At 70.3% G+C, this 15509-nt stretch carries 14 protein-coding genes and 1 pseudogene; 11 read left to right on the forward strand and 4 right to left on the reverse strand.

The genetic code is table 11. The features are described 5' to 3' along the window. Positions 1-51 precede the first annotated feature (51 nt). From ABT070_RS07020 to ABT070_RS07035, 4 genes are read right to left on the reverse strand one after another with little or no spacing between them, the layout of a single operon-like run. Positions 52-1086, reverse strand: coding sequence for a LacI family DNA-binding transcriptional regulator (locus ABT070_RS07020; RefSeq protein ID WP_351755785.1), 1035 nt, complete (start codon positions 1084-1086; stop codon positions 52-54). Beyond that, positions 1083-1988: a carbohydrate ABC transporter permease gene (locus ABT070_RS07025; RefSeq protein ID WP_351755788.1), complete on the reverse strand. Its 906-nt coding sequence runs from the start codon at positions 1986-1988 to the stop codon at positions 1083-1085. Before ABT070_RS07025 ends, ABT070_RS07020 begins: the two co-directional genes overlap by 4 nt. Further along, positions 1985-2920 carry a carbohydrate ABC transporter permease gene (locus ABT070_RS07030; protein ID WP_351755790.1) on the reverse strand — a complete coding sequence of 312 codons (936 nt, stop codon included), beginning with the start codon at positions 2918-2920 and terminating at the stop codon, positions 1985-1987. The genes ABT070_RS07025 and ABT070_RS07030 overlap by 4 nt, the downstream gene beginning before the upstream one ends. Continuing rightward, on the reverse strand, positions 2917-4245 hold the full coding sequence (locus ABT070_RS07035) for an extracellular solute-binding protein (protein WP_351755791.1): 1329 nt from the start codon (positions 4243-4245) through the stop codon (positions 2917-2919). The genes ABT070_RS07030 and ABT070_RS07035 overlap by 4 nt, the downstream gene beginning before the upstream one ends. 228 nt (positions 4246-4473) lie before the next feature. On the opposite strand from ABT070_RS07035, the gene ABT070_RS07040 reads away from it, so the two are divergent. From ABT070_RS07040 to ABT070_RS07090, 11 genes and pseudogenes are all read left to right on the forward strand, one after another. Further along, positions 4474-6495 carry a beta-galactosidase gene (locus ABT070_RS07040; RefSeq protein WP_351755793.1) on the forward strand — a complete coding sequence of 674 codons (2022 nt, stop codon included), beginning with the start codon at positions 4474-4476 and terminating at the stop codon, positions 6493-6495. A 103-nt stretch (positions 6496-6598) separates the two neighbouring features. Continuing rightward, positions 6599-8167, forward strand: a complete 1569-nt coding sequence (locus ABT070_RS07045; RefSeq protein WP_351755795.1) for a glycoside hydrolase family 53 protein — start codon at positions 6599-6601, stop codon at positions 8165-8167. Between the two features lie 213 nt (positions 8168-8380). After that, a complete protein-coding gene (locus ABT070_RS07050) occupies positions 8381-8668 on the forward strand; it encodes an ArsR family transcriptional regulator (protein WP_351755796.1) in 288 nt (95 codons plus the stop codon). 134 nt (positions 8669-8802) lie between these two features. Next, positions 8803-9771, forward strand: coding sequence for an SMP-30/gluconolactonase/LRE family protein (locus ABT070_RS07055; protein ID WP_351755799.1), 969 nt, complete (start codon positions 8803-8805; stop codon positions 9769-9771). A gap of 77 nt (positions 9772-9848) precedes the next feature. Further along, the gene (crcB, locus tag ABT070_RS07060; protein ID WP_351755801.1) at positions 9849-10304 is read left to right on the forward strand and encodes a fluoride efflux transporter CrcB; all 456 of its coding nucleotides are present in this window, start codon (positions 9849-9851) and stop codon (positions 10302-10304) included. Then, a complete protein-coding gene (locus tag ABT070_RS07065; protein ID WP_351755803.1) occupies positions 10301-10717 on the forward strand; it encodes a DUF190 domain-containing protein in 417 nt (138 codons plus the stop codon). Before crcB (ABT070_RS07060) ends, ABT070_RS07065 begins: the two co-directional genes overlap by 4 nt. After that, positions 10714-11079: a fluoride efflux transporter CrcB gene (gene crcB, locus ABT070_RS07070; protein WP_351755805.1), complete on the forward strand. Its 366-nt coding sequence runs from the start codon at positions 10714-10716 to the stop codon at positions 11077-11079. Before ABT070_RS07065 ends, crcB (ABT070_RS07070) begins: the two co-directional genes overlap by 4 nt. 94 nt (positions 11080-11173) lie before the next feature. After that, on the forward strand, positions 11174-12010 hold the full coding sequence (locus ABT070_RS07075; protein WP_351755808.1) for an undecaprenyl-diphosphate phosphatase: 837 nt from the start codon (positions 11174-11176) through the stop codon (positions 12008-12010). A gap of 253 nt (positions 12011-12263) precedes the next feature. After that, positions 12264-12941 (forward strand): FadR/GntR family transcriptional regulator, encoded by a 678-nt coding sequence (locus ABT070_RS07080; RefSeq protein WP_351756018.1) that lies wholly within the window; start codon positions 12264-12266, stop codon positions 12939-12941. Beyond that, a pseudogene (locus tag ABT070_RS07085) lies at positions 12938-14377 on the forward strand (amino acid permease). The gene ABT070_RS07080 and the pseudogene ABT070_RS07085 overlap by 4 nt, the downstream one beginning before the upstream one ends. Before the next feature lie 44 nt (positions 14378-14421). Continuing rightward, positions 14422-15438 (forward strand): asparaginase, encoded by a 1017-nt coding sequence (locus ABT070_RS07090; protein ID WP_351756021.1) that lies wholly within the window; start codon positions 14422-14424, stop codon positions 15436-15438. The last annotated feature ends 71 nt before the right edge of the window (positions 15439-15509 follow it).

Raw genomic sequence — 15509 nt, forward strand, 5'->3', positions numbered from 1 at the left:
CCGGACGGCTTCTCCGATCCTGACCGGTTCGGCGCGCACCGCCCCGGTCCGCTACGTCGACTCCCGCTTCACCAGCTCCGTCGGCAGGATCACCGCCGCCGGGTCCTCGCCCCCTATCTGGGCGAGCAGCACCCGGACCATCTCGTTGCTGATCCGGTCCCAGGGCTGACGGATGGTGGTGAGCGAGGGACTGGCCGCGGTCGCCGCCGGGGAGTCGTCGAAGCCGCCGACCGAGACGTCCTCGGGCACCCGCCGGCCCGCCCGGTGCAGGGTCGTCAGCACGCCCTGTGCCATCAGGTCCGACGCGACGAACACCGCGTCGAGGTCCGGTGCCTGCGCCAGCAGCCGCTCGGCGCCCGCCTCACCGCTGGCCCGGCTGTAGTCACCGGAGACCACGATCCGCTCGTCGTACTCGACGCCCGCCTCGGCGAGCACCTCCCGGTAGCCGGCGAGCCGCTCCACACCGCCGGGGGTGTCCAGCGGGCCGGTGACCACGCCGACCCGCCGGCGGCCCTGCGCCAGCAGATGGCGCACCATGTCCCGGGCGCCGTCGCGGTCGTCGGCGGCCACGTAACTCACCTTGGACCCGATCCCGATCGGCTTGCCGCACGCGACCAGCGGGACGCCCGCCTCGCGCAGCTCCGTGGCGATCGGGTCCCCGGAGTGGCTGGAGACCAGCAGCACCCCGTCGACATGCCCGGCGGTGATGTACCGCGTGATGCGCCGCCGCTCGTCCTCGGTCCCGGCCAGCATCAGCAGGAGGGGGATGTCGTGCGCTGCCAGCGCCTGCGTGCAGCCGCGCAGCAGGACGTTGAAGTTGGGGTCCTCGAAGAACCGCTCCTGGGGCTCGGTCAGCAGGAAGCCCACCGAGTCGGAGCGGCCGGTGATCAGGGAGCGGGCGTGCCGGTTCACGACGTAGCCCGTTCTGCGGATGGCGGCGTTGACCGCCTCGGCCGCGGTGGGGCTCACGTAGTGTCCACCGTTGAGCACGCGCGAGACGGTGCCTCGTGAGACTCCCGCCTCCCGTGCCACGTCGTGGATGGTCGGCGGTCTGCGGCGGCCCCCCGCACCATTGTTCATGGTCATGACTTTACGGCTCCGGACAGCAGATCCAGGCTCCAGAACCGCTGAATGACCAGGAACAGCGCCACCAGCGGGATCACCGCCAGGAACGCTCCGGTGATCACCAGCGTGTACAGCGCCGGGGTGTTGGCGCCCTGTTCGAGGAGCGTGAACAGGCCGAGCGTGATCGGGAACCTCTCGTCGTCGCTGAGCATGATGTACGGCAGCAGGAAGTTGTTCCAGATGGCCACGAACTGGAACAGGAACACCGTCACCATGCCGGGCACCATCATCGGCAGCGCGACCCTGGTGAAGATCCGCCACTCGCCGGCCCCGTCCATCCGGCCCGCCTCCACCACGTCGCTCGGCACGGCCGCGGCCGCGTAGATGCGCGCGAGGTAGACCCCGTAGGGGGAGAGGATCTGCGGCAGCAGCACGGACCAGTAGGAGTCCGTGAGGTCCACCTTCGCCATCAGCAGGTACTGGGGGATGGCGAGGATGATCGGCGGCATCAGCACGCCCGCCAGCAGCACGTTGAACAGCGTCTCGCGGCCCCGGAAGCGGTACGTCGCCAGCGCGTAGCCGCTGAACGCCGACACACATGTCGACAGCAGCGCGCCGAGAACGGCGTACAGAGCGGAGTTGGCCATCCACTGCCAGTAGATGCCGTCGCGGTAGGCGTTGAGGTCGTGCACGTTGTCGGTGAAGCCGCTGCCCGGCAGGAACGTGAACGTCGAGAACAGCTCACTGCCGGACTTGGTGGACGCGATCACCACCCAGGCCACCGGGAGCAGGCAGTAGACCGCACCGAGCAGCAGCGTGAGCGTCGGCACCAGCGCGATCCTGCCGCGCAGCGGCGGACGGCCCCGGGACGCACCGGTGGTGCCGGCCGCGGAGGGGGCCTTGTGGACGGCAAGAGAACTCATCGTGCTGCTCCTTGACGGGCGTCCTGCTTGTTACGACGGTTCGCGGCCCGCAGGAAGCCGAAGGACAGCACCAGCGTGGCGAAAGCGATGATCACGGCCTCCGCGGCCGCCTGGTAGATGTCGCCCGTGCCGAACGCGTCCCGGTACACCTTCATCAGCGGACTCCAGGTCGTCGACACGGAGTTGGTGAGCGGCTTGAGGGTGGTCGGCTCGTTGAAGACCTGGAGCGTGGCGATGATCGAGAAGAAGAAGGTCAGCACCAGCGAGGGCGCCACCATCGGGATCTTGATCCGCAGCGCGATCTGCGCCGGGGTGGCGCCGTCCAGCTTCGCCGCCTCGTACACCTCGACCGGGATGGCCTGCAACGAGGTGTAGATGACGATCATGTTGAAGCCGGTGCCGCCCCAGACCGCGATGTTCGACAGGGCGAGGTACAGCGGACCGCCGTCCAGCAGGTCCGGCTGCGGCATGCCCAGCTTCTCCAGCACGAAGTAGAACGGGCTGACGTCCGGCAGATAGAGGAAGCCCCACAGCAGCGCCGCCACGACGCCGGGGATGGCGTACGGCAGGAAGATCGCGAGCCGGGTGAACGGGGCGAGCCGCACCTTCTCGGAGTCGAGCATCAGCGCGAACAGCAGCGCCAGGCCCAGCATCACCGGGACGACGATGCAGCCGTAGCCGAGGACGCGCAGCGCGCCGTCGAGCAGCTCGCTGTCGGTGAAGGCGGCGGTGTAGTTCTCGAAGCCGGCCCAGATCTCCTTGCGCGCACCCGATCCCAGGCCGAGGCCGGAGACGTGCACCTTGCGGAAGCTGAGCCACACCGCGTACCCGATGGGCAGCGCGAAGAACAGGGCGAAGAGGATCGTCGCGGGGAGGAGGAAGGCGTACGGGGCCCCCTTGACCCCGTACGACCTCCGGCGTGCGATGGTCACTCGGAGACCTCGAAGCCCTGCTTCTTGAGGTCGGCGACCGTGTCCGCCTGCATCTTGGCCAGGGCGGCGGAGAAGTCCGACTTGTCCTTCGCGGCGGCGCCGAACGCGTCCTTGAAGGTCGTGTAGGCGACGTTCACGTTCGGGCCCCAGGCCGACGGCGCCGTGGTCTTGGCGATCTTGGCGGCCGTGGTGTAGAAGTCCGCCTGGTTCGAGAAGTAGTCCGGCGGGGTGGTGAAGGCGCCGCTGAGCTGGGCGGAGGTGGAGGCCGGGTAGATGCCGCTCTCCTTGGCCAGGGCGTTGAGGGCGTCGCCGTCGGTGTTCAGCCAGGCGGCGAACTTGGCGGCGGCCTCCTTGTGCTTCGAGTCCGTCGTCACGGCCGTGGAGGATCCGCCCCAGCTGCCGGTGACGTTGTCGCTGTTCGACCACTGGGGGAGCGGGGCCATGGCCCACTTGCCCTTGGTGTCGGGCGCGGCGGTGGTCAGGGTGCCCGGAGCCCAGACCGCGGAGACCCAGGCGATCTGCTTGCCGGTGTTGAGCGCCTTGTTCCAGGCCGGCGTGTACATCGGCTGGTTGTCGATGGCGCCCTCCTTGACGAGGCCGCCCCAGAAGTCGGCGACCTTCTCGGTGGCCGCGTCGTCGATGCCGACGTTCCACTTGTCGCCTGAGGTGGTCCACCACTTGGCGCCGGCCTGCTGGGCGAGGCCCGCGAAGAGGCCGGAGTCGTTGGCGGAGAAGGTGGTGAGGTCCGTGTCCGGCGCCTTCTCCTTCAGCGCGCGGGCGGTCGCCGCGAACTGCTCCCAGGTCGTCGGGACCGTCAGGCCGTACTTCTTGAAGAGGTCCGCGCGGTAGTAGAACATCATCGGGCCGATGTCCTGCGGCACCGCGTACACGGCGTCCGTGCCCAGCGTCGTCTGCTGCCAGACACCGTCGGCGAACTTGGCTTTCGCGTCGCCGACGTTCTTCGCTATGTCCGCCAGCGCGTCATTGCTGACCAGCGTCGGCAGCGCCTGGTACTCGGCCTGGACCAGGTCGGGGGCCTTGCCGGCCTTGTGCGCGGTGAGGATCTTGGTGACCAGCGTGTCGCCGGACGCCTGCTTCTTCACCGTGACGGTGATCTGGTCCTTCTTGCCCTGTCCCTTGTTCCACAGGTCCACGACCTTGTCCATGCCGGGCGTCCACGTCCAGTACGTGAGCGAGACCGGACCGGACTCGGCGCTGTCCTCGTCGGACGAGCCGCAGGCGGTGAGTGCGGTGGCGCCGAGGGCGACGGCGAGGGCGGCAGCCGCACTTCTGACAACGAGCCGCCGGCGCTTCGTGTTGGGCATGGATCTCTCCCCTGACCTGGGTTCTCGCCCGGTGCGAAAACCTGCCATGCGACCGCATGGGCGGGCTCCTCGCCCGTCGCGAGAAGCTCCCATGCTGTCTGTGAGCGTTCACAGTAGAGAAACATCCCGGACACTTGTCAATGGTTGTTGCTGTGCGGTTATGTTGGGCTCAGAACGCCGCCGATGTGTGTGCACGTTCCCAAATGATCGATTAAACGGGAGACATCCATGCCGGAGACCAACCCCAAGGGCCTCACCAGGCTCGCCTTCGGTGGGGACTACAACCCCGAGCAGTGGCCGGAAAGCGTCTGGCAGGACGACGTCCGGCTGATGCGCGAGGCCGGCGTCACCATGGTGAGCGTCGGGATCTTCTCCTGGGCCCTGCTGGAGCCCTCGCCCGGCGCGTACGACTTCGGCTGGCTGGACCGCGTCATCGACCTGCTGCACGACAACGGCATCCGCGTCGACCTGGGCACCCCCACCGTCGCGCCGCCGGTCTGGTTCTACCGTGAGCACCCCGAGGCGCTGCCCGTGACCCCCGAGGGCACGCGCTACGAGTTCGGCTCCCGCGCCGCGATCTGTCACAGCAACGCGGACTACCGCGCCGCCGCGGCGAACATCACCACGCGCCTCGCCGAGCGCTACGGCGACCACCCCGCGCTGGCGATGTGGCACGTGCACAACGAGTACGGCGTGCCCGTCTCCGCCTGCTACTGCGACTCCTGCGCCGCCCACTTCCGCCGCTGGCTGGAGACGACGTACGGCACGGTCGACGCGGTCAACGAGGCCTGGGGCACCGCCTTCTGGGGCCAGCGCTACGCGAGCTTCGAGGACGTCAACCCGCCGCGCGCCACCCCGACCGTCGGAAACCCGGGGCAGGCGCTGGACTACAAGCGGTTCGCCGACGCCACCATGCGCGAGAACTTCCGCGCGGAGCGCGACATCCTGCACCGCCTCGCGCCCGGCGTCCCGGTGACGACCAACTTCATGACCGCCCTCAGCCAGTGCGACTCCGTCGACTACTGGGCCTGGGGCCGCGAGGTCGACATCGTCACCAACGACCACTACCTGATCACCGACGGCCGCCGCACCCACGTCAACCTGGCTATGGCCGCGGACCTCACCCGCTCCGTCGCCGGCGGCGCCCCCTGGATCCTCCTGGAGCACTCCACCTCGGGCGTCAACTGGCAGCCCCGCAACCCCGCCAAGGCCCCCGGCCAGATGGCCCGCAACTCCCTCGGCCACGTGGCCCGCGGCTCCGAGGGCGCCATGTTCTTCCAGTGGCGGCAGTCCCGGCGCGGCGCCGAGAAGTTCCACTCGGCGATGGTCCCGCACGGCGGCACCGACACCCGCGTGTGGCGCGAGGTCGTCGAACTCGGCGCCTCCCTCGACTCGCTGGGCACGATCCGCGGCACCCGCACCGAGGCCGACGTGGCGGTCCTGTGGGACTGGCACTCCTGGTGGGCGCAGAACCTCGGCTGGCGGCCCAGCGAGGACGCCGACCCGCGAGAGCGCGCCGACGCCTTCTACGAGGCCCTCTTCGACCGCCACCTCACCGTCGACTTCGCCCACCCCGAGGCCGACCTCTCGCCCTACCCGCTGGTCGTGGTGCCCGCCCTGTACCTGATGACGGAAGCGGCCGGGAACAACCTCACGGAGTACGTCGCGAACGGCGGCACCGTGGTCGTGTCGTACTTCTCCGGCATCGTCGACGAGCACGACGCCGTCCACGAGGGCGCCTACCCCGGCGCGCTGAGGGACGTACTGGGCCTGACGGTCGAGGAGTTCTCGCCGCTGCTCCAGGGCGGGAGCGTGCGCGTCACCGGCCCCGACGGCGGTGAGCTCACCGGCGACGTGTGGACGGAGTTCGTGGTGCCGCGCGGCGCCGAGACCGTCTGGAGCTACGCCGACGGCCTCACCGCGGGCCACCCCGCCGTCACCCGGCACCGGCACGGCGAGGGCACCGCCTGGTACGTCTCCACCCGCCTCGGCCGCGAGGGCCTGGACGCGCTGCTCGCCCGGGCCGCCGAAGACGCGGCGATCGCCCCGCGCGCCGACCTGCCGTACGACGTGGAGGTCGTGCGCCGCTCCGGCGAGACGGGCAGTTACCTCTTCGCGATCAACCACACCGCCACCGACGCCAAGGTGCCGCTGGACACCCCCGGCACCGAACTGCTGACGGGCGAACGCGCCGCGGGCCGCCTCGCGGTCCCGGCGGGAGCCGTGCGGGTCGTGCGACTCGACGGCTGAGCCGACTCCCCCTCCGCCCGTGGAGCCGCGAGCCGCGGGCGGAGGGGGCCCCTCACCCCACGAGGGAACCCCATCCATCACGTCGAAGGGACGACGGACGACGATGTTCCATCCCAGACGCACGCTCAGAACCCTGCTGCTGCCACTCGCCGCAGGACTCGCTCTCACCGTCCTGCCCGCGCAGACCGCGCAGGCGGCCACCACGCTCACCAACGGCGGCTTCGAGACCGACGGCGCCGGCACCGCGACGCCGTCCGGCTGGTCCACGTACTCGGCGGCCGGGCAGACCGCCGCCTCCTTCACCGAGTCCGGTGGCCACGCGGGCAGTTACCGCCTCTCGCACTACTCGGCCTCCGCCTACAAGGTCGAGACGTACCAGTACCTGTCCGGGCTCACCAACGGCACCTACAAGCTCACCGCCTGGGTGCGCTCCGGCGGCGGCCAGAACTCCGCGTACCTCGCGCTGAAGAACTGCGGCAGCGCCGAGCAGCGCACCGCCATCCCGGTCTCCTCCAGCGGCTGGATCCGCATCGTCACCTCCATCGCGGTGACGAACAACCAGTGCACCATCAGCGTCAACTCCGACGCCAACGCCGGAAACTGGATCAACGTCGACGACCTGACCTTCACGTCGGGCTCCACCGGCCTGTCCATCAAGGGATCGGACGTGTCGTCGCTCATCAAGAGCGAGGCACTCGGCGGCGTCTACAAGAACAGTTCCGGCACCACCCAGGACGCGCTCGCCGTCCTGAAGAACGCCGGACAGAACTACGCGCGCCTGAAGGTCTGGGTGAACCCCGCCGACGGCTACAACAACAAGGCGCGGGTCCTGGCGGCGGCCAAGCGCATCAAGGCGCAGGGCACGAAGCTCCTGGTGGACTTCCACTACTCGGACACCTGGGCCGACCCGGGGGCGCAGACCGTGCCCGCCGCGTGGGCCGGGCACTCCTACAGCCAGCTGAAGACGGACGTCTACAACCACACCTACGACGTCCTCAACGCCCTCAAGGCGCAGGGCACCACCGCGGACATGGTGCAGGTCGGCAACGAGATCAACGGCGGCATGCTGTGGTCCACGGGCTCCACCGCCAACTGGTCGCAGCTCGCCGGACTGCTCAACTCCGGCTACGACGCCGTCAAGGCGGTCAACTCCGGGACGACCGTGGCGCTGCACCTCGCCAAGGGCGGTGACCTGGCCGGCACCCGCTGGTGGTTCGACAGCGCCGTCTCCAACGGGGTGAAGTTCGACGTCATCGGCCTGTCGTACTACGGGTACTGGCACGGCACGCTCGCCGACTTCCAGACCACCCTCGACGACGCCGCCTCCCGCTACGCCAAGCCGGTGTACGTCGCCGAGACGGCGTACCCCTTCCGGCTGGACAGCGAGGACTCGACCGAGAACATCATCGACCTCTCGAGCGAGCTGGTGTCCGGCTACCCGGCGACCGTCGCCGGCCAGACCCGGTGGATGAACGACGTGGCGAGCATCGTGGAGGCCGTTCCGAACGGCCGTGGACTCGGCGTCTTCTACTGGGAGTCCACCTGGACCGCCGTCACCGGCAACGGCTGGGATCCGACCGACGCCGGCTCCGGCAACGGCTGGGAGAACCAGGCCCTGTTCGGCTACGACGACAAGGCCCTGTCCTCCATGTCGTGGTTCAGCCACCGCTGATCCGCCCTCCCTCTCCGTAAGCAGGGGCCCGGCCGCACCGCGCGGCCGGGCCCCTGCCCGTCTCCCCGGCGACTCGTCCGAACACCCTTGTGTGGCAAGGGTGTTCGATCCCGGCCAAGGCTTGCGGAGTGCGGGACACGGCGGCCCCGGCTGCGGAACAGTGGGGAGACGCGGTACCGAGGGAGCGCGACCGCAGGGACGGAGGGGACGACGATGCTGAGGACTCCCGTGGGTGAGAGGCGACTGGAAATCCTGGAGTGGCTGAAGGAGCCGGCCCGGCACTTCCCGCCGCAGCGGCACGGCGACCTCGTCGAGGACGGCGTCACGGCGGACGTCGTCGCGGCGAAACTGGGTGTGCGCCGGCAGGTGGCCGGCACCCACCTCAGCCTGCTCGCCGGCATCGGTCTGCTGCGCGCCAAGCGCATCAGGCGCCGCACCTACTACCGGCGTGACGAGATGCGCATCGCCGAAGTGGCGCGGATGTTCGAGAAGGGGTGGTAGGGGACTTCGGGAAGGGGCGGCAGAGGACGGAGGGTCCACCCTCCGGAAAGGCCCGGCAAAAGACCACGGCCACGACCTGTCCCCGCCGTGCCCGCCTGCGAGGATGGCCGCCTCCTCAAGGAAGGGCGGCCCATATGGACCGTCGGACGCCTCTCGTCCCCCTCAGGTACATCACTCTCCCCGGGCACGGCCCCGAAGACGTCGTCGCCGACGCCAGAGGGCGGGTGCTGACCGGGGTGTCGGACGGGCGGATCCTGCGTGTCGACGGTCTGGACGACCCGCCCGCGGCTCGTGTCGAGCACATCGCCGAGATCGGCGGCCGGCCGCTCGGCCTCGAAGTCCTCCCGGACGGCGACCTGTTGGTGTGCTGCGCCGACGGCGCGCTGCTGCGCGTCGACCCCGAGGGCCGCACCGGAAACGTCCGCGTCCTGACCGAGTCGGCGGCGGGGGAGCGGCTGCGCTTCTGCAGCAACGTCGTCGCGCTGCCCGACGGCACCGTCTACTTCACCGTGTCCAGTCGGGTCCACCCCTTACGGGACTGGATGGGCGACCTCGTCGAACACACCGGCACCGGCCGCCTGCTGCGGCTGGAACCCGGCGCCCGCGAGGCCGAAGTGGCCCTGGAGGGACTCCAGTTCGCCAACGGTCTCGCGCGCGGCGCCGACGACTCCTTCCTGATCGTCGCCGAGACCGGCGCCCGCCGCCTCACCCGCTACCAGCTCACCGGCCCCCGGGCCGGCCTGGCCGAGCCCCTCGTCGAGCGGCTGCCGGGGTTCCCGGACAACCTGTGGCGCGGCGCGCCCGACGGCCCGGTCTGGGTGGCGCTGGCCGGCCCGAGCGTCCCCCCGCTCGACCTCCTGCATCGCGCGGGCCCCGCCGTACGCCGCCGCGCCGCCCGCCTCGCCCTGAAGGCGCCGTACCGTCCGTCGGGCACGGCGGGGGTGCTGGCGGTCGACGACGACGGCCGGATCGTGCACCACCTCACCCACCGCCGCTCCGGCTTCCGCATGGTCACCAGCGTCTGCGAGACCGGCGGCCGACTGGTCCTGGGCAGCCTCTGGGAGCGGGGCATCGCGGTCTGCGAGGCGCCCCTGACCAAGTGAGACGGCGTTACGCTGATGCCCGGTCGTGATCACTCCGACGAGACGGGATGCTCCGGCCGGGGCAGGAGACGTACGACATGACAGCTCCGGAGGCCGGGAGCCTCCGTACCGGCGCAGCGCGCGGGGCCACCGGGACGAATCAGCTCCCGGTGGTCGCCGTGGTGGCCGTCGGCGGCGGCATCGGGGCCGCCGCCCGCTACGCGGCTTCCCTCCTGTGGCCCACGCAGACCGGCGGATTCCCCTGGACGACCTTCTGGGTGAACGTCGTCGGCTGCGCGGTGATCGGCGTCTTCCTGGTGGTGGTCACCGAGGCGGTGACCACCCACCGGCTGGTGCGGCCGTTCTTCGGCACCGGTGTGCTGGGCGGGTTCACCACCTTCTCGACGTACGCCGTCGACATCCGGCAGCTGTTCGGCGAGGACCGTCCCGGCACGGCCCTGGCCTATCTCGCCGCGACCCTGTGCGCGGCGCTCCTCGTGGTCTGGCTGGCGGCCACGGCGACCCGCCACGTTCTCCGGTGGAGGCAGCGATGACGAGACTGACCGGCAGTGCCCTGCGACTCACCGTGTTCGTCGGCGAGAACGACACCTGGCACCGCAAGCCGCTGTACACGGAGATCGTGCACCGTGCCCACGCGGCCGGTCTCGCGGGCGCCAGCGTCTTCCGCGGCATCGAGGGCTTCGGCGCCTCCTCGCTGATCCACACCTCCCGGCTGCTCTCGCTCAGCGAGGACCTGCCGGTCGCGATCGTCGTGGTGGACACCGAGGAGCGGGTGCGGGCCTTCCTGCCCGAGCTCGACGAGCTGGTCACGGAGGGCATGGTCACCCTCGATCCCTGCGAGGTCATCCGGTACGTCGGCCGAGGCAGAAGCCGGGCCGGGAACCAGGACGGGAGCCGGGTCGGGAACCAGGACGATCCGGACATGAAGGGTAAGAAGTCGTTGTGAACTGGCTGGTGGTCGTCGTCGGCGGCATGATCGGCGCCCCGCTCCGCTACCTGACCGACCGCGCGGTGCAGGCCCGGCGCGACTCGCTGTTCCCCTGGGGCACCTTCGTCGTCAACATCAGCGGCTGCCTGATCCTGGGCACCCTGACCGGCGCCGCCGCCGTCGGTTCCGACCTGCGGTTGTTCCTGGGGACGGGATTCTGCGGAGCGCTGACGACGTACTCGACGTTCTCGTACGAGACACTGCGGCTGACCGAGACCGGCGCGGGCCTCTACGCCGCCGCCAACGCCGTCGCGAGCGTGGTGGTGGGTCTCGGGGCCGCGTTCGCCGGCGTCGCGGCCGGCCAGTGGGCGTGGTCATAGGCGGTCCGGCCGGTACCGCGCCTGGTAGGACTGTGTACGACACCGGAGCGTCTACAACGCTGTCGACCGATTCGTCTCCTCAGAACTGGATTCCATGAGCGCCATCTCCGTCGGCCAAGCCGTCGTCCTCGGAGCCGTCGAGGGAGTGACCGAGTTCCTCCCCGTCTCCTCCACCGGCCATCTGAAGATCACCGAGGGCCTGATGGGCATCCCGGTCGACGACGACGCCGTCGTCGGGTTCTCGGCCGTCATCCAGGTCGGGGCGATCGCCGCCGTGCTCGTGTACTTCCGCAAGGACATCGTGCGGATCGTCTCGGCCTGGTTCCGCGGGCTCCGCAACCGTGAGGAGCGTCACCAGCACGACTACAAGTTCGCCTGGTGGGTGATCTACGCGACGATCCCCATCGTCGTCGTGGGCCTCGCCGCCAAGCCGCTCATCGAGGGGCCGCTGGCCTCGCTGTGGGTGGTCGCCGGCTCGCTGATCGTCGGCAGCGGCGTGATGTGGGCGGCCGACCAGATGGGCCGCCACAAACGCGGCGAGGACGACACCTCGTTCAAGGACGCGATGCTGGTCGGCAGCTCCCAGATCCTCGCCCTGCTCTTCCCCGGCTTCTCCCGCTCCGGCGCCACCATGTCCACCGCGCTCATGCTGGACCTGGACCGGGTGGCCGCCACCCGGCTGTCGTTCTTCCTCGGCATCCCCGCCCTGACCGGCGCCGGTATCTACGAGCTGAAGGACGCGCTGGGCACGGGCGCCGGCGCGGCGCCCCTGGCCGTCGGCACGGCGGTGTCCTTCGTGGTCGCCTACGCGTCGATCGCCTGGCTGCTGAAGTTCGTCGCCAAGCACTCCTTCAACGCGTTCGTCATCTACCGGCTCGTCGTCGGCGTGGCACTGTTCGGGCTGCTGGCGGGCGGAGTCCTCGACAGCTGACCGGGCCCTTGTCGCCGGTCGACAGCCGGCCCGGCGGCCGGTCGGCGGGCGGTCGGCAGTCGGTCGGCGGCCGGTCGCAGAATCCCCTCGGAATCCCCTCAGGGGGCGGGAAGGTGCCTTTCAGGCTCCCCGCCCCCTGAATTTTCTGTTTCAGGACGCGTCTTGACAGCGGCGGCAGCGCACCCGGAGTATCACTCCCGTGAACCTGTCAGACAGCCAGACAGGTGGGGAGGGACCGCGGCGCATCAGCGCGATGGAAGCGGTACTCACCCACCTCCGCGGCGCCATCGAGCGCGGCCGATACGGCATCGGTGACAAGCTCCCTTCCGAGGCGGAGCTCTGCCGCACCCTCGAGGTGTCGCGGCCCGTCCTGCGGGAAGCCCTGCGCGCCCTCCAGACGATGGGCCTGACCGTCGCCAAGACGGGCAAAGGCACATTTGTGATCGCGAACACCGTGGAGGACCCCACCTTCGGCGACTACGCGGCCAGTGACCTGCTCGAGGTGCGCCGGCACGTCGAGGTCCCGGTCGCCGGGTACGCGGCGCTGCGCCGCACCCCGGAGAACCTGGACCACCTGGCCCATCTGCTCGACCGCATGGAGCGGGAGACGGACACCACCGCGTGGGTCGCGATGGACACCCTCTTCCACCTGGCCGTCGCCGAGGCCGCCCAGAACCCGGTGTTCCGCCGGGTCATCGAGGAGATCCGGGACGCACTGGCGCGTCAGTCGGCCTTCCTCAACGAGCTGGGCGGACGGCGCGAGCAGTCCAACCGCGAGCACCGGGCGATCGTCGAGGCGCTGATCGACGGTTCCGAGCCCGACGCGGTGGAGGCGATGAGTCACCACCTCGACCGCGTCGAGACGACCCTCACCGACATCGTGCGCGCCCCGCGCACGGACACTCCCCTGGAAGGCGGACCCGCGGCGTGAGCGACCAGCACCTCAAAGACGAGACGCGCCCCTCGACCCGTCACGTCGACGCCGGAGACGAGGGCTACAGCAAGTCGCTGAAGTCCCGCCACGTCAACATGATCGCCATCGGCGGAGCCATCGGCACCGGGCTCTTCCTCGGCGCCGGCGGCCGCCTCGCCGACGCCGGCCCGTCCCTCTTCATCGCCTACGCGGTCTGCGGAGTCTTCGCCTTCCTCGTGGTGCGCGCCCTCGGTGAACTCGTCCTGTACCGGCCGTCGTCCGGCGCCTTCGTGTCCTACGCCCGCGAGTTCATGGGCGAGAAGGGCGCGTACACGGCCGGCTGGATGTACTTCCTGAACTGGGCCACCACCGGCATCGCCGACATCACCGCGGTGGCCACCTACACCCACTACTGGGGCATGTTCTCCGACATACCCCAGTGGGTGATCGCGCTCATCGCCCTGGCCGTGGTCCTCACCGTGAACCTGATCTCGGTGAAGATCTTCGGCGAACTCTAGTTCTGGTTCGCCATCGTCAAGGTCAGCGCGCTGGTGATCTTCATGTGCATCGGCATCTACCTGCTGGTCACCCAGCACCCGGTGGACGGCGCCACCCCCGGCCCGTCCCTCATCGCCGACAACGGCGGTGTGTTCCCGAGCGGCCTGCTGCCCATGCTGCTGATCATCCAGGGCGTCGTCTTCGCCTACGCCTCGGTCGAGCTGGTCGGCGTGGCCGCCGGTGAGACCGAGAACCCCGAGAAGATCATGCCGAAGGCGATCAACTCGATCATGTGGCGCGTGGGTCTGTTCTACGTCGGCTCGGTGGTCCTGCTGTCGATGCTGTTGCCGTGGAACAAGTACACGTCCGGCGAGAGCCCCTTCGTGACGGTCCTCGCCAACATCGGCATCCCCGCGGCGGGCGGGGTGATGAACCTCGTCGTCCTCACCGCGGCCATGTCCTCGCTCAACTCCGGCCTGTACTCCACCGGCCGCATCCTGCGCTCCATGGCGATGTCCGGCTCCGCGCCGAAGTTCACCGGCGTGATGAGCCGCAGTCAGGTCCCGTACGGCGGCATCCTGCTCACCAGCGGTATCTGTGTGCTGGGCGTCGGCCTCAACTTCGTGGTCCCGGCGGACGCCTTCGAGATCGTGCTGAACTTCGCGGCGATCGGCATCCTCTCCACCTGGGGCATGATCATGATCTGTCACCTGCTCTTCTGGCAGAAGACCCAGAAGGGCGAGCTGACCCGGCCGAGCTACCGGCTGCCGGGCTCTCCCTGGACCGAACTCGTGACGCTGTTCTTCCTCGCCTCGGTCCTGGTCCTCATGTACGCCGACGGCGGCGCAGGACGCACCACCGTGCTGTGCCTGCCGCTGATCGTCGCGGCTTTGGTCGCCGGGTGGTACGCCATCCGCCGCAACCTCGCCCGTACCTCGTCCAAGGCCGACGCGTGACCCCGTCGCCGGCCGCCTACCACCCACCAGTGATGCAGGCAGTGATGTACAGCAGTTCCCTAGCCGACGCCCCCGCGATCCGCGAACCCCTCCACACGCCCGTCGCCCACCTCGTCCGCGGCGGGGTGACCGAGGGCATCCACTACGGCTCCGTCGTCGTCCTCGGCGCGGGCGGTGAGATCGAGCTCCAGCTCGGTGACATCGAGGCCGCCTTCTACCCGCGCTCGGCGCTCAAGCCCGTCCAGGCCGTCGCCATGGTCCGGGCCGGACTGCCCCTCGACGGCGAGCTGCTCTCACTCGCCGCCGCCAGCCACTCCGGCGAGGAACGCCACCTCGCCGGGACCCGGCGGATCCTCGAACTGGCGGGCGTCCCGGAGGACGGCCTGCGCAACGTCCCCGACCTGCCCTACGACCCGGCGGTCCGCGACGCGTGGACACGGGAGGGCCGAGAGCCCTCCCGACTGGCCCAGAACTGCTCCGGCAAGCACGCGGCCATGCTGTACACGTGCACGCTCAACGGCTGGTCCCTGGACGACTATCTCGACCCGCGGCACCCGCTCCAGCAGGCGATCGCCGAGATCGTCGAGGACCTCACCGGACAGCGGATCGCAGCGGTCACCGTCGACGGCTGCGGCGCCCCCCTGTTCTCGGTCTCCCTGCACGGCCTCGCCCGGGCCGCCGCCCGGGTCACCACCTCGGCGCCCGGCACCCCCGAGGCGCGGGTGGCCGACGCGATGCGCGAGCACGCCGAGATGGCGTCCGGCTCCGGCCGGGACGTCGCCGCTCTGATGCGCGCCGTCCCCGGCCTGCTGGCGAAGGACGGCTTCGAGGGCGTCGAGGTCGCCGCGCTCCCGGACGGCCGGGCCGTCGCCGTCAAGATCTCCGACGGCGCGAACCGCGCCCGCGTCCCGGTCACCGCGGCCGCCCTCGTCCGGGCCGGGGTGGATCCCGCCCTCCTCACCGCGTTCGCGGGCGAGCCCCTCCTCGGCGGCGGCGTACCGGTCGGCTGCGTCCGCCCGGTCCGCGCGCTGGACCCGGTCACCGTGCGCGCCTGCGCCTGACGGACTCCGGTGACCACCGAGTGTGCGCGGTGGTCACCGGCGCGTCGCAGGATCCCCGCCCAGTGGTCGCC

This window comes from Streptomyces sp. NPDC002884 (assembly GCF_040295245.1).
Lineage (GTDB): Bacteria > Actinomycetota > Actinomycetes > Streptomycetales > Streptomycetaceae > Streptomyces.